This window comes from Streptomyces sp. NPDC046870 (assembly GCF_040704595.1).
Taxonomy (GTDB): Bacteria; Actinomycetota; Actinomycetes; order Streptomycetales; family Streptomycetaceae; genus Streptomyces; species Streptomyces argyrophylli.
Genome location: NZ_JBEYXM010000002.1, coordinates 161,799 through 175,988, shown reverse-complemented (window position 1 = coordinate 175,988; position 14,190 = coordinate 161,799). Strand labels below are relative to the sequence as shown.

General features: G+C 72.2%; 14 protein-coding genes. 9 read left to right on the top strand and 5 right to left on the bottom strand.

Annotated elements, in window-relative coordinates:
* The first annotated feature begins 94 nt into the window (after positions 1-94).
* Positions 95-853, top strand: a complete 759-nt coding sequence (locus AB0946_RS05240; RefSeq protein ID WP_366759264.1) for a class I SAM-dependent methyltransferase — start codon at positions 95-97, stop codon at positions 851-853.
* A 75-nt stretch (positions 854-928) separates the two neighbouring features.
* Here AB0946_RS05240 and AB0946_RS05235 read toward each other — a convergent pair whose 3' ends face one another.
* From AB0946_RS05235 to AB0946_RS05225, 3 genes are read right to left on the bottom strand one after another with little or no spacing between them, the layout of a single operon-like run.
* Entirely contained in the window at positions 929-1,681 is a 753-nt protein-coding gene (locus tag AB0946_RS05235) for an amino acid ABC transporter ATP-binding protein (protein ID WP_171159702.1), read from the bottom strand.
* A 50-nt stretch (positions 1,682-1,731) separates the two neighbouring features.
* Positions 1,732-2,667: an amino acid ABC transporter permease gene (locus AB0946_RS05230; protein ID WP_366759263.1), complete on the bottom strand. Its 936-nt coding sequence runs from the start codon at positions 2,665-2,667 to the stop codon at positions 1,732-1,734.
* A 36-nt stretch (positions 2,668-2,703) separates the two neighbouring features.
* Positions 2,704-3,663: an ABC transporter substrate-binding protein gene (locus AB0946_RS05225; protein WP_366759262.1), complete on the bottom strand. Its 960-nt coding sequence runs from the start codon at positions 3,661-3,663 to the stop codon at positions 2,704-2,706.
* Between the two features lie 564 nt (positions 3,664-4,227).
* Here AB0946_RS05225 and AB0946_RS05220 point away from each other — a divergent pair.
* The 4 genes from AB0946_RS05220 to AB0946_RS05205 all read left to right on the top strand — a co-directional run bounded on the left by AB0946_RS05220 (position 4,228) and on the right by AB0946_RS05205 (position 7,531).
* Positions 4,228-5,451 carry an NADP-dependent malic enzyme gene (locus tag AB0946_RS05220; RefSeq protein WP_366759261.1) on the top strand — a complete coding sequence of 408 codons (1,224 nt, stop codon included), beginning with the start codon at positions 4,228-4,230 and terminating at the stop codon, positions 5,449-5,451.
* Positions 5,452-5,641: 190 nt separating this feature from the next.
* Positions 5,642-6,607, top strand: coding sequence for a zinc-binding dehydrogenase (locus AB0946_RS05215; RefSeq protein ID WP_366759260.1), 966 nt, complete (start codon positions 5,642-5,644; stop codon positions 6,605-6,607).
* 130 nt (positions 6,608-6,737) lie between these two features.
* A complete protein-coding gene (locus AB0946_RS05210) occupies positions 6,738-6,947 on the top strand; it encodes an HTH domain-containing protein (protein ID WP_014674937.1) in 210 nt (69 codons plus the stop codon).
* A complete protein-coding gene (locus AB0946_RS05205; protein WP_366759259.1) occupies positions 6,947-7,531 on the top strand; it encodes a Clp protease N-terminal domain-containing protein in 585 nt (194 codons plus the stop codon). The genes AB0946_RS05210 and AB0946_RS05205 overlap by 1 nt, the downstream gene beginning before the upstream one ends.
* A gap of 97 nt (positions 7,532-7,628) precedes the next feature.
* Here the strand turns inward: AB0946_RS05205 and AB0946_RS05200 are convergent, their stop codons facing one another.
* Together AB0946_RS05200 and AB0946_RS05195 are read right to left on the bottom strand one after the other, a co-directional pair.
* Positions 7,629-8,651, bottom strand: coding sequence for a PadR family transcriptional regulator (locus tag AB0946_RS05200; protein ID WP_366759258.1), 1,023 nt, complete (start codon positions 8,649-8,651; stop codon positions 7,629-7,631).
* Position 8,652: 1 nt separating this feature from the next.
* Entirely contained in the window at positions 8,653-9,636 is a 984-nt protein-coding gene (locus AB0946_RS05195) for a DUF4097 family beta strand repeat-containing protein (protein WP_366759257.1), read from the bottom strand.
* Positions 9,637-9,812: 176 nt separating this feature from the next.
* On the opposite strand from AB0946_RS05195, the gene AB0946_RS05190 reads away from it, so the two are divergent.
* The 4 genes from AB0946_RS05190 (at position 9,813) to AB0946_RS05175 (ending at position 14,190) form a co-directional block, all read left to right on the top strand.
* Positions 9,813-9,992 carry a DUF6104 family protein gene (locus tag AB0946_RS05190; RefSeq protein WP_014674941.1) on the top strand — a complete coding sequence of 60 codons (180 nt, stop codon included), beginning with the start codon at positions 9,813-9,815 and terminating at the stop codon, positions 9,990-9,992.
* A gap of 155 nt (positions 9,993-10,147) precedes the next feature.
* A complete protein-coding gene (locus AB0946_RS05185; protein ID WP_366759256.1) occupies positions 10,148-10,558 on the top strand; it encodes a CU044_2847 family protein in 411 nt (136 codons plus the stop codon).
* Positions 10,555-12,990, top strand: coding sequence for a trypsin-like peptidase domain-containing protein (locus AB0946_RS05180; protein ID WP_366759255.1), 2,436 nt, complete (start codon positions 10,555-10,557; stop codon positions 12,988-12,990). Before AB0946_RS05185 ends, AB0946_RS05180 begins: the two co-directional genes overlap by 4 nt.
* Positions 12,991-13,176: 186 nt before the next feature.
* On the top strand, positions 13,177-14,190 hold the full coding sequence (locus AB0946_RS05175; RefSeq protein WP_366759254.1) for a MoxR family ATPase: 1,014 nt from the start codon (positions 13,177-13,179) through the stop codon (positions 14,188-14,190).

Genomic DNA, 14,190 nt, shown 5'->3' with positions numbered 1-14,190 from the left:
TCCTTACGGAGGCGCTTTATCGTCGGGTCTGCGGTCGGGTAACAGCCGGTCGTGCTTCCAGGGTATTACGCGAACCGAGGGGAGTCGGGGTTCCATGACGACGAGTACCGGGACCGACTGGGCGGCCTGGCAGGAGAGCTGGGACCGGCAGCAGGAGTGGTACATGCCGGACCGTGAGGAACGGTTCCGGATCATGCTCGACATGGTCGAGGCGCTCGTGGGCACGGCCCCCCGCGTGCTGGACCTCGCGTGCGGAACCGGCAGCATCACCGCCCGGCTGCTGCGCCGCTTCCCCGACGCCACCAGCACCGGCGTCGACCTCGACCCCGCGCTGCTCGCCATCGCCCACGGCACCTTCGACGGCGACGACCGGGTCACGCTCGTGACCGCCGACCTGAAGGACCCCGACTGGCCGGCCGCGCTGCCGTACGACTCCTACGACGCCGTACTGACCGCCACGGCCCTCCACTGGCTGCACAGCGAACCCCTCGCGGCCCTCTACGGTCGGGTCGCGGGGCTGGTCCGCGACGGCGGTGTCTTCATGAACGCGGACCACATGATCGACGACACCACGCCCCGGATCAACGCGGCCGAGCGCGCCCAGCGCCACGCCCGCATGGATCAGGCCAAGCGGGACGGTGCCCTGGACTGGGCCGACTGGTGGCGGCTGGCCGCCCAGGACCCGGTCCTCGCCGAGCCGACCGCCCGCCGCTTCGAGATCTACGGCGAACACGCGGACGGCGACGTGCCGTCGGCGGCATGGCACGCGCGCACCCTGCTCGCCCAGGGCTTCGCCGAGGCCCGGCCGGTGTGGTGCTCGCCCTCGGACACGCTGCTCCTCGCCCTCAAGTAGCCGGCGCGCGGCACGCGCAAGGGGCGGTACGAGAACTCGTACCGCCCCTTCCTCCGCACGCCCGGAGCGGCAGCCTCAGAGCACCTTGGACAGGAACGACTGGGTCCGCTCGTGCTGAGGGTTCGTCAGGACGTCCCGCGGGTGGCCGGATTCCACCACCACACCGTCGTCCATGAACACCAGGCTGTCGCCCACCTCGCGGGCGAAGCCCATCTCGTGGGTGACGACGACCATGGTCATGCCGGACTCGGCGAGGTCCCGCATGACGTCCAGGACGTCACCGACCAGCTCCGGGTCCAGGGCCGAGGTCGGCTCGTCGAACAGCATCAGCTTCGGGTCCATCGCCAGCGCCCGGGCGATCGCCACGCGCTGCTGCTGGCCGCCGGAGAGCTGCGAGGGGTAGTGCCCGGCCCGGTCGGCCAGGCCGACGCGCTCCAGCAGCTGCATGGCACGTTCCCTGGCCTGCGCCCGGTTCGCGCCCTTGACCTGCACCGGCGCCTCCATGACGTTCTCCACGGCCGTCATGTGCGGGAACAGGTTGAAGCGCTGGAAGACCATGCCGATGTCCCGGCGCTTCATCGCGACCTCGCGGTCGCGCAGCTCGTACAGCTTGTCGCCCTGCTGGCGGTAGCCGACCAGCTCGCCGTCGACGTACAGCCGCCCGGCGTTGATCTTCTCCAGGTGGTTGATGCACCGCAGGAAGGTCGACTTGCCGGAACCGGAGGGGCCGATGAGGCAGAACACCTCGCCCGGCTTGACCTCCAGGTCGATGCCCTTGAGCACCTCGACATGGCCGAAGGACTTGTGGACGTCCTGCGCCCTGACCATCGGGACGGTGCCCTCGGCCGGGGTGCCCTGGTTCTTGCTCGGCTTGTCGGTCATGCCATGCCTCCCTTGGGCCGGCCCAGGGAGAGCATGTTCGTCCTCACCTTCTGCCACGGGGTCGGCGGCAGCTGGCGGCTGGAGCCGCGGGCGTAGTACCGCTCGATGTAGTACTGGCCGACGCTCAGCACCGAGGTCATGATCAGGTACCAGGCCGCGGCGAGGAAGTACATCTCCACCGGGGCACCGGAGTTCTGGCCGATGTCCTGGGCGTAGCGGAACAGCTCCGGATACTGGACGGCCGCCACGAGCGAGGTCGTCTTCAGCATGTTGATCACTTCGTTGCCCGTGGGCGGCACGATCACGCGCATCGCCTGCGGGATCACCACCCGGCGCAGCGTCTTGCCGTGGCTCATGCCCAGCGCGTGGGCCGCCTCGGTCTGGCCCTCGTCCACCGCCAGCAGGCCCGCCCGGCAGATCTCGGCCATGTACGCCGCCTCGTTCAGACCCAGGCCGAGCAACGCCGTCAGCAGCGGCGTCATGAAGTTCGACCAGTAGTCCTTGTAGAACGGCATCAGGTTGATGTACTCGAAGACCAGGCCCAGGTTGAACCAGAGGAACAGCTGGACCAGGACCGGGGTGCCGCGGAAGAACCAGATGTAGAACCAGGAGATGGACGAGGTCACCGGGTTCTTCGACAGCCGCATCACCGCGAGGACGATGCCGCCGACGATGCCGATCAGCATCGACAGCACCGTCAGCAGGAGGGTCTTGCCGACACCGGTGAGGATGCGGTCGTCGAAGAAGTAGTCCGGCACCGCGTGCCAGTTGATCCGGCCCTGGCCGAACGCGTAGATGATCGCGACGAGGAGCGCGATCGCGATGACGGCGGAGACATAGCGTCCGTAGTGCCGGACCGGGATGGCCCTGATGGCCTCCGCGCCGGCCGGGGGCGAGTCCACCGGCCCCGCCGTCTTGTCGATGTCAGTCACGGGAATTGCCTCTCAGTGGCCGCTTGCTGCCGCGGGTCACTTGCCGCCGTTGACGACGGACTTCTTGACGGCGCCGTCCTGCGCGCCCCACTTCTCGAGGATCCTCTGGTACTCGCCGTTCTTGATGATCGCGTCCATCGCGGCCTGGAGCGCGTCGCGCAGCTGGGTCTCCTTCTTGGAGACCGCGATGCCGTACGGGGCCGCCTCGACCTGGTCGCCGACGATCTCGAAGTCCTTGCCGCCGCCGGAGGTCTTCACCGCGTACGCCGCCACCGGGAAGTCCGCGGACACCGCGTCCGCGCCGCCGGAGCGCAGCCGCGTCTGGGCCTGCTGGTTGTCGTCGAAGGCCTCGATGGCCAGCTTCTTGCCGCCCGGACACTTCTTGGCCTGCTGCTTGGCCAGGTCCTCCGAGGTGGTGCCGCGCTGGACGGCGAGCTTCTTGCCGCACAGGTCGTCCCAGGACGTGATGCCCTTGGTGTCGCCCTTGCGGGTGTATATGGAGACACCGGCGGTCAGGTAGTCGACGAAGTCGACGCCCTCACCGACCTTCTTGCCGGTGTCCGGGTCGACGCCCTCCTGACGGTTCTTGTTGTCCGTCATGGCCGACATGGCGATGTCGTAGCGGTCCGAGCGCAGACCGGTGAGCAGGGCGTCGAAGGTGCCGTTCTGGAAGTCGAAGGTCACCCCGAGCTGCTTGCCCAGGGCCGCCGCCAGGTCGGGGTCCAGTCCGACGACCTTGCCGGCGGAGTCCTTGTACTCCACCGGGGCGTACGCGATGTCCGAACCGACCCTGATCTTGCCCTTGGTCCGGATGTCCTGGGGGAGCTTGCCGGCGAGCGGGGCGCTGCCGGCCGAAGCGCTGCCGGAGTTCTCGTTCTTGTCCTTGGTCTGGTCACCGCAGCCGGTGATCAGCAGGGCCCCTGCGACCGCGATCGCACCGGCCGCGGCCAGACGGGAGCGCGCTGCGGTCGTACGACGGGTGGAGCTTGCGGTCATCGTGGTTCCTCCGGCGGATGGGAAGAGTTGCCGATGGGTCGACGGAAACACACACCTTCGGGTGTCGCGACCTCGTGGGTTTACGGCATCTTGCCATTCGGTCCGCGCCATTCAGGGGCGTCGCTATGTCAAAATCGGATAACGGGTGACCCCCGAACCGCATCAGGTCGGTACATCCTTGGTCCATCACCACCGAACCATCTGCGGGAATCCAGCGCTCCGGCCGCAAAATCTTCAGCGTGTCTCAGGATGCGGTCGCTCCCGCCCGCCCCGTCGGTCGGCCTTGGGTGTTTTCGGGCCATTCCGGTCCGCCGGTCGCGCGTCATCTGCGTGTCGTCTTCCGGTTCCGCGATGTGACCTTGCACCTAATGGACTCGTCGCGGGCGCCGTCCGTCCGGTAAGAAGGTTCTTTACACCCCTCATCCGGGGCTCAGGGCGCGTGTGCGGCGCGCCCGTCGCGTATGAGCTCGTACGTATCCGCAATCGAGCCGTACGCGGTGCCCGCCCACCCCTCACCAGGAGTGGTCGACCCTCAAACCATGCATACCTAAGGGGTAAAACAAAGTGGCAGCGGAGATCGTCAATCCTCGCAGCGACGGCACAACGGACCAGGACGGCGGGGCGGAGCCCCTCGATTCCTTCGATCCGGCGTTCGCGCTGCACCGCGGCGGCAAGATGGCCGTGCAGGCCACCGTGCCGGTCCGCGACAAGGACGACCTTTCCCTCGCGTACACGCCCGGCGTCGCTCGCGTGTGCACCGCGATCGCGGAAACGCCGGAGCTGGTCAACGACTACACGTGGAAGTCCAACGTGGTCGCCGTCGTCACCGACGGTACGGCCGTGCTCGGACTCGGGGACATCGGTCCCCAGGCCTCCCTCCCCGTGATGGAGGGCAAGGCGATCCTGTTCAAGCAGTTCGGTGGTGTCGACGCGGTGCCCATCGCGCTCGACTGCACCGACGTGGACGACATCGTCGAGACCGTCGTCCGGCTCGCTCCCTCCTTCGGCGGAGTGAACCTGGAGGACATCTCGGCGCCGCGGTGCTTCGAGATCGAGCGCCGGCTCCAGGAGCGCCTGGACATCCCGGTCTTCCACGACGACCAGCACGGTACGGCCGTCGTGACGCTCGCCGCGCTGCGCAACGCGGCGCGGCTCAGCGGGCGCGAGATCGGTCAGCTGCGGGCCGTCATCTCCGGCGCCGGCGCGGCCGGTGTCGCCATCGCCAAGATGCTGGCCGAGGCCGGCATCGGCGACGTGGCGGTGGCCGACCGCAAGGGCGTCGTGTCGGCCGGCCGGGAGGACCTGACCCCGGTCAAGCGCGAACTGGCCGGCTTCACGAACAAGGCCGGCGTCACCGGCTCGCTGGAGGACGCCCTCGCGGGCGCCGACGTCTTCATCGGCGTCTCCGGCGGTACGGTGCCCGAGGACGCCGTCGCCTCCATGGCCGAGGGCGCCTTCGTGTTCGCGATGGCCAACCCCGACCCGGAGGTCCACCCGGACGTGGCGCACAAGTACGCCGCGGTCGTCGCCACCGGGCGTTCGGACTTCCCGAACCAGATCAACAACGTGCTGGCCTTCCCCGGGATCTTCGCGGGCGCGCTCCAGGTGCGGGCCACGCGGATCACCGAGGGGATGAAGATCGCCGCCGCCGAGGCGCTGGCCTCGGTGGTCGGTGACGATCTCGCCGCCGACTACGTGATCCCGTCCCCGTTCGACGAGCGGGTCGCTCCCGCCGTCACGGCGGCGGTCGCCGCCGCCGCGCGGGCCGAGGGTGTGGCTCGCCGGTGACGTCGCGCTGAGCGGCGCTGAGCAGTGCTGAACGGCCCCGTCCGTGCGGACGGGGTCGTTCCTTCGGTCCGGCGCCCGCCCGTCCGGGGTGCCGGTGGTCATGCGCCGCACGGGTGCTGTCGCGCAAGAGGGCATGTGTCACAGGGGGTCCTGGTTCCGCCGGCCGCACCGCGCACCTATCGTCGGCAGCATGTTCGCTGTCTACGCCGCCCGAATCGACCGCGACCAGCCGCTCACCGGCCTCGAGTTGGGGGAGCGCCCGGCTCCCGAGGCCCGTCCCGGCTGGAGCACCGTCACGGTGCGGGCCGCTTCCCTCAATCACCACGACCTCTGGTCCCTGCGGGGCGTCGGCCTCCCGGAGGACCGGCTGCCCATGATCCTCGGCTGCGACGCGGCCGGGGTCGACGCGGACGGCAACGAGGTCGTCCTGCACTCCGTCATCGGCCAGACCGGCCACGGCGTCGGCCCCCACGAGCCGCGCTCCATCCTCACCGAGCGGTACCAGGGCACCTTCGCCGAACAGGTCGCCGTGCCGACCTGGAACGTCCTGCCCAAGCCGAAGGAACTGTCGTTCGCCGAGGCGGCCTGTCTGCCGACGGCCTGGCTGACGGCGTACCGGATGCTGTTTACCAACGCCGGGGTACGGCCCGGCGACTCGGTCCTCGTGCAGGGCGCGGGCGGCGGTGTCGCCACGGCCGCGATCGTCCTCGGCAAGGCCGCCGGACTGCGGGTCTTCGCCACCAGTCGGGACGAGGCCAAGCGGAAGCGGGCCCTGGAGCTGGGCGCGGTGGAGGCCGTGGAGCCCGGGGCGCGGCTGCCGCAGCGGGTGGACGCCGTCATCGAGACCGTCGGCGCCGCCACCTGGTCCCACTCCGTGAAGTCCCTGCGGCCCGGCGGGACGCTCGTCATCTCCGGTGCCACCAGTGGGGACCGGCCCTCCCACGCCGAGCTGACCCGGATCTTCTTCCTCGAACTGAAGGTCGTCGGCTCCACCATGGGCACCAAGGACGAGCTGGAGGACCTGCTCGCCTTCTGTGCCGCGACCGGGGTGCGGCCCGTCATCGACGAGCAGCTGCCGCTCGACCGGGCCCGGGAGGGCTTCGAACGGCTGGCCTCCGGGGAGCAGTTCGGGAAGATCGTGCTGACCAACTCCTGAGGTTCGGCGGGCCGCCGGTCTGCCGGGGCGAGGAGTGGAAGGGCGGGTCCGGGTGCCGGGCCCGCCCTTTCTCATGGCGTGAGTGTCAACTGTGGTTGACACCTGCGGGATGTCAACCTAGATTGACAGTATGAGTGAGGCAACCGATCTCGCCGAGCGCGCCGGTGACCGTGATCCACGGGTCGGACTGCGGGCCGTGGCCGCGCTGCGGCGGCTGCTGGAGCAGCTGGAGGCGGTACAGGTGCGCAGTGCGCGCAATCAGGGCTGGTCGTGGCAGGAGATCGCCGCGGAGCTGGGTGTCAGCAGGCAGGCCGTGCACAAGAAGTACGGGAGGCATTGATGTTCGAGCGGTTCACCAAGGACGCCCGGGCGGTGGTCGAGGGGGCGTACGTGTACGCGGGCAACGACGGGGCGCGGTCCGTGGACGCCGAGCACCTGCTGCTCGCGCTCCTCGACCGGGAGGGCAGCCGGGCGTCCTTCGCGCTGTCCGCCCTCGGACTCGCGGAGCCGGAGGCACGGGAGCGGGTGCGACGGGACGTGGGGGAGGCCCGGCGGCGGGCCGGGCTGACCCGGGCCGACGCGGACGCGCTGGCCGGGCTGGGGATCGACGTGTCGGAGATCGTGGCGCGGGTGGAGGAGGTGCACGGCGTCGGAGCGATGTCCGGTGACCGGGGGCGGGGCACCGGCCGGGCGGGGTGGTCGCCTGGCGGGCGGCGGCCCGGCTTCGGCCGTGGGGCCAGGGGCGTGCTGGAGCGGGCGTTGCGGGTTGCCCTGGCTCGGCGTGACCGGGGGATCGGGGACGAACACCTGCTGCTGGCGCTCACCGTGCTGCCAGGGGTGGCGGGGGAGGTGCTGGCCGATCACGGGGTGACGTTCGAGGGGGTGTCGAGGGTGTGCCCGGCGGCTCGGCCGGCTGCGGGCTGAGCGTGTCGGATCCGCCCCGGCGGCTGTCCCACCCGCCCACCCGGCTCGGCCGGCTGGGAGGTGGGCCCCCGCAGGGGCCTCGCCCCGCACCCGGGGGTCAGGGTTTGGGGGTGTGGAGCAGGGCTGTGATGTGGGCCGCCGCCGTGGAGAGGTGCTGGCGGGCCTCGCGGAGTTGGGCCGGGGTGACGCCGTGGTCGCGGGCCGCGTCGCGGATGTCGTCGCGGAAGCGGTCCAGGAGGCGGTCCAGGTCGCGGGCCGGGTCGCCGGTGGTGTCCTCGTGGGCCCAGGCGGGCTCGTAGTCCGCGGGGAAGTCCTCCCGGGGAGAGGTGTGATGCGGTTCCTCACCGGGGCGGCCGAAGGTCCAGTCCCTGCCGAAGCCCTTGCCGAAGTCCTTCCCGAAGTCCCCGAGCTCCTTGGCCAGTTCCGTCAGGCCCTCGCGGACGCCGGTCGGCCAGTCGCCGCGCGTGAAGTGGTCCTGGACCCGGCGGGCGATGCGCTGCATCTCCTCCTGTGCCTGGGCCCGCGCCCGCGCCTGTGCCTCCTGGGCCTGACGGCGGGCCCGCTCGGCCTCCTCACGGGCCCGGCGGCTCTCGTCCTTGGCGCGCCGCGCCTGCTCCCTCCACTCCTGCTTGACCCGCCGCATCTCCTCCTTGGCGGTCTTCCATGCCTCCTTCTCGCTCATCTCCCCGGGCTCCCCGAAGGAGTGCCCGTCCCCGGACGTCTTGGTGCCACGGCGGGCCTCGGAGGCCGCGGCGCGCACCTCGCGGCGCAGGTCACCGGCCGCGCCGCGCACGTCGGCCCTCATCTCGGCGGCGAGTGCCGCGACCGACTCGCGGATCTCCAGCTCCAGGTCGGCCAGCTCGCCGCTGCGGTCGGCGAGTTCGGCGCGGCCCGCGTCCGTGATGGCGTACACCTTGCGGCCGCCCTCGGTGGTGTGCCGGACCAGGCCCTCGGCCTCCAGCTTGGCCAGGCGGGGGTAGACCGTGCCCGCCGAGGGGGCGTAGAGGCCCTGGAAGCGCTCCTCGAGCAGCCTGATCACCTCGTAGCCGTGACGCGGGGCCTCGTCGAGCAGCTTGAGCAGGTACAGGCGCAGGCGGCCGTGGGCGAAGACGGGAGGCATGTCAGAGCACCTTCTTGTCGGTCGTGCCGTCGGCCGGGTCGCCGGTGGAAGGGCCGGCACCGGAGGTGCCGTCGGTGTCCCCGGTGGCGTCCCGGCCGGAGACGGAATTGTCTCCCGGGGTGCCGGGGGAGTGGTCGGCCGGGTGGGGCTCGGGGCCCCAGAAGGCGCCCTCGTCGTCGTCCCGGGGCGGGCGGCGCAGCAGGGCGATCGAGCCGGAGACCGTGGTGGCGCGCAGTTTGCCGGTGCCGGCGCCGAGGCGGCCGGTGATCTTGTGCGCGCCCCACTGGCCGCGCACCCGCAGGCCGTCGAACGCGTTGGAGATCGTGCCGCTCGCGGTGTTCGCCTCCACCTCGGCGTCGGCCGGGTGCGGCAGGCGGATGGCGATCTCGCCCGAGACGCTGGTGAGGCCGATGTCCGTGGGGCCGTCCGGGTCCAGGTCCACGATCATGGAGCCGCTGACGGTGTCGGCGCGCACGGAGGAGCCGGAGCCCTCGACCACGGTCAGGTCACCGGAGACCGAGTTGTACCGCAGGTCGCCGGTGACCGCCTGGGCCTCCAGGTTCCCCGAGACGGTGTCCGCGCGGACCGGGCCCGAGACGCCGACCAGGGTCGTGTCGCCGGTCACTCCCCTGATCACCGCGGGGCCGTGGATGCCGGAGACGACCGCCGCCGCACCGACCACGCCCACCTCCACGCGCGTGTCGGCGGGCACCGCGAGGGAGACGACGGCGCTGCGGCGCCAGCCCTTGCGGTCGAGCCACTTGAGGAAGCCCTTCCAGGGCAGGTCCTCGTAGGCCACGGTGAGGGTGGTGCCGTTCCGGGTGACGATCAGGGGCGGACCTTCCAGTTCCGAGACCTCCAGGCGGGCCGGGCCCTCGTCCGTGCCCACCACGTTCACCGTGCCGTTGACGATGCGGACCTGGAGGTCGTGCAGGGGGGCGTCGAAGGTCAGCTTCTGGGGTTCGGTGACGGACCACTCGGGCATGGGGCCTCCTCGGCCGGGCAGGGCACGTGTCAGGACACGCCATATCGCGTTCTCCGATATTCACGATATATCGTGGCCGCCGGAAGTCAAGGCGCTCTTCCGGGGGACGTCCCGGCGGCGGCATAGGCTGGTGGGAGTTGTTGTCAGGCCGATGTATCTGCTGGAGATGGGCACCGATGTACTTCACCGACCGCGGTATCGAGGAGTTGGAGAAGCGGCGTGGCGAGGAAGAGGTCACCTTCGAGTGGCTGGCGGAGCAGTTGCGCACGTTCGTGGATCTGAACCCGGACTTCGAGGTGCCCGTGGAGCGTCTGGCCACCTGGCTCGCCCGGCTCGACGACGAGGAGGACGAGTAGGGCGGAGGGGGTCGAACGGGACGAGGGCCTGAGCGGGGCCGGCGGGACGGGCAGGGGGTGTCCGTCGGCCGTGCCCCCCGCCGGCTGCCCTCTTCCCCTCCCCCTCTCCCTCCCCGGGAGTTAGCCTTCTCCTCCCATCGGCGAACGGGGGCGTCATGGCTGGAGGAATCGAACGCGTGCGCCTGGACGACGGAACCGTCGTCTGGGCCAGGATCGGCGCCGCCGCCGGGGAGGCGCTGGACGAGGGCGGCTACTGGGACACCGGGCTCGGCGACCGGGTCATCGACATGGCGGGGGGTCTGGCCGGCACGGTCGGTGGCGTCGTGCGCTCCCTGCGCGCCGGTCTGGACACACCGGCCCCCGTCGAGGTCTCCGTCAGCTTCGGTATCGAACTGACGGCGCAGTCCGGCAAGATCGTGAGCGCCATCGCCGAAGGCGGCGGCACGTCCTCCCTCACCGTGTCCCTGACCTGGACCGAACCGGCCGCGACGGCTGACGGCGCGGACCCCGCGACGACGGGCGGCACGGTCGTACCGCCGCAGTCCCCGGCCCCCGGGGCCGTATGAGCGCCTTCGACGAGATGGTGCGCCCCTCGCTCGCGCGCATCGGCGCACCGGGTGACGGGTATGCAACGGACCGTGACGCGTACTGGGGGTCGGGGTTCTTCATAGCCCCGGGCTGGCTGTTGACCTGCGCCCACGTCGTGGGAAAGGGGGGAGCCGCGGTGTGCCGAGGGGAGAGCGCCCTGAGCGTGACCTGGCAGGAGCGCACCGCCGACGGCGTCTGGGAGCCGCGCGGCGGCACCGGGACGGCCGTCGTCGTCGCGCCCCGCCCCGAGCCCGGACGGCCGGCGCCCGACCCCTGGCCGTTCCCCGACCTCGCGCTCGTCCGGGTGAGCGGCGCCGACGAGGTGCGCTGCCTGTGGCTCGGCGACCGGGAGGCCGGCCCGATCACCCCGCTCGGGCTCTACGGCTGGTCGGTGCAGACCGGCGAGCTGGGCATCCGGCAGGGCAGCGGCGAACTCGCCGGGTCCGACGCCCGCGCGCTGCTGCTCACCGGCGTCCTCCCCGTCGGCGGACTCTCCGGCGGACCGGTGCTCGACCTGCGGCACGGCTCCGTCATCGGCGTGATCAAGGGGCGCCGGCGGGAGGAGGGCGTCGCCGTACCGGTCACCGCGCTGTACGAACTGCTGGACTCGCGCGAGGCCGGGCGCGCGGTGCGCGAGGTGCTGCGCGCCCACGACCTCCACCACGCGGGCCTCCTCGGCGCCCCCTCGCCGTACCCGCACTGGACCGCCGTCCAGGCCACCCTGCCCGGGCACGCGCCGTCCGTCTCGGGCGTCGGCACCGAACTGCGCACACGGCTCTACGGCCACCTCGCGCACCTGCCGCCGCCCGCCGGGGCGGGTGAGGTCGTCCACCTCGTGGAGGACGTGAAGGAGCAGGTGCGGGGCGAACGGCTGCCGTCGCTCATGCTGCGGAACGTCCGCACCTGGCGCGAGGGCGCCGCGCTGCTGTACGGCCTGCGCATGCTCGACCCCGGCGGCGGCGGAACGCTGGTCGACCTGGACGCCGTACTGCTGTACGCCGCCCGGGTGGCCCGCCGGACCGCGCGCGAACACGCCGGGGACGTGGAGGCGGGACGGCTGCGGGCGTTCACCGAGTGGATAGCCGGGCAGGCCGCCGGCCACCGGCACTGGGCGGTCGGCAAGGCCATCGGCGCGCTGCTGGAGGGCGCCGATGGGGCGGCGCGGGGCGACGGTTCGCCCACCGCCGCGATCAACGAAACGTCCGGTGGCCGGCCTGGTGGCCTGTTCGGCGGGGCGTCCGACGGAGTGCCGCTGTCGAACGGGGCGGTCGTGACTCCGGCGCAGGCCGTACCGGCGCAGAGCGGAGCCGTCGACGTGTCCAGCCCGGTCGGCGCCGTCGGAACGCCGTCCGTCTCAGGGGCGTCGTCCGCCGTCGAGTGCCTCGGTACGCCGTCACCCACCGAGCCCGGCACCGTGCCGCTCTCCGTCGGGGCCGCCGAGGCGGCCGAGGGCAGCCGTGCGCCCGGGCCGCTGGTCGCCGCCCCCTCCCCGGACACCCGTACCGACGTCCTCGTCAAGATCGGCCCGGCCACCTACGGCCGGCATCCCTGGAGCGTGCAGCTGATCTACGGCGGGCAGGACGTCACCCCGGTCGACGGGGACGACCGGGGCGCGCGGGCCGAGGAACTGGCGCGGGTGCTGCGTGAGCCGTTGGCCAAGGCGCTGAACCAGGGGGACCACGGAGAGCATCTCGCCGCGATCGAGGTCTTCCTGCCCCGCAAGCTGTTCGACCTCCCGGTGGACGACTGGCAGTTGCTCCCCGACCCGCGCGCCGGCACGGCCGGCCAGGCGGTGGAGGACGCCGGGGACGACGAGGACGACGACTTCGTGGACGAGCGGGCCCTGCCGCTCGGGATGCGGCGGACCGTCGTCGTCCGGGACATCCGGCGCAACGGCCTGCCGCCCTCACCGGAGTGGCGCCGCCGCTGGAAGGGCGTCGCGCGCGGTCCCCTCGCGCACGGGACGCTGCACGGGCGGCCGGCCGGCGAGGGGCATCCGCCGGGTGCCCGGGCCGGGGGCAGGTTCCCGTACTACGGCGCCCTGTCGGCGATGAGCGACGCGTCCGTGCCCGTCTACTGCGGTCCCGTCGGCAGCGGCGAGGGCTACGCGGCGATGCGGGACGCGCTGCGGTCCGGGCACGCGGTGGTGCTGTGGCGCCGCGACCTGCACGACCACGACGAGTGCGGGGACTTCCACCGGCAGGCCGCCGACCTGCTGGGCCTCGCCGGGCACGCGGACGGGCTGCACGGTCCGGTCCGCGATCTGCGCATCCGCCTGGCCGACCCGGACACCGCCCGGGCGCACGGCCTGCGCGGCAAGGTGGCCGTCCTGCTCGACCCGCCGCCGGACCGGACGCCGTACGGGACGGGGAGCGTGCGGCCGCCGCCGCTGGCCGCGCCCGGCGGCTGACCCGCCGGCGGCCCGCCGATCCCGGTGGACATCCCGTCAACTCTCCCGAGTCGTACGGCTGTTCGCGGGAAGGGGGAGGGGGCGCCGTACGCCGCGAACCTCGGCGGGCGCGGCCGGCGGGCGGTAGCCTCGTACGTCGGACGGCCGGGCCCGCTGCATGATCACCAGAGCCGGGAGGAGCCCAAGGTGAACGACTGGCGGATCTACCGCGGAGTGGGTCAGCCGCACGACGGCATGCGACGGTTGCCGGCGCCGCCGCCCTGGCGTGACTTCGCCGCCTCCCGGGACGGCGCCGACAGCGGCCCGGAGGATCGCAGCAGCGCCCGCCGGCTCGGTGTGCGCCGCCGGCTGGTGGAGAACTACGCGCCCCGGCCGGCCGAGGTCGACGCGGTCAACGCGGCCCTCTACCTGCGCCGGCCCCTGCTGGTCACCGGCAACCCGGGGACCGGCAAGTCGACCCTGGCCTACGCGATCGCCCACGAACTCGGCCTGGGCAAGGTGCTGCGCTGGCCCGTCGTCAGCCGGACCACCCTCCAGGACGGTCTGTACCGGTACGACGCCATAGCCCGCCTCCAGGACGTCCAGCTGGAGCGCGCCGGCGGCGACGACCGCGGTGCCGCCGCCACCGGGATCGGCTCCTACATCCGCCTCGGACCGCTCGGCACCGCGCTCCTGCCCGCCGAGCAGCCCCGCGTCCTGCTCATCGACGAGCTGGACAAGAGCGACCTCGACCTGCCCAACGACCTGCTGAACACGCTGGAGGAAGGCGAGTTCTCGGTCCCCGAGCTGGAACGGCTGGCCGACCGGGAACCGGTCGTCGAGGTGCTCACGCACGACGGCGACCGGGTGGCCGTGCGCGGCGGGCGCGTCGCGTGCACCGCGTTCCCGGTGATCGTGATGACCTCCAACGGCGAACGCGACTTCCCCGCCCCGCTGCTGCGCCGCTGCGTCCAGCTCGAACTGGACCCGCCCGGCGAGGAGCAGCTCACGGCCATGGTCGAGGCACACCTCGGCACGGACGGCGTCGCCGCCGGCAGTGACCTCATCCGCCGCTTCCTGGAGCGGGAACCGGGCGAGGTGCTCGCCGCCGACCAGCTCCTCAACGCCCTGTTCCTCACCCAGCACGATCCGCACGCGCAGGGCCTCACCCGGGAGCGGATCGCCGAGATGCTGATGCAACCGCTCGACCGTACGAGGTGA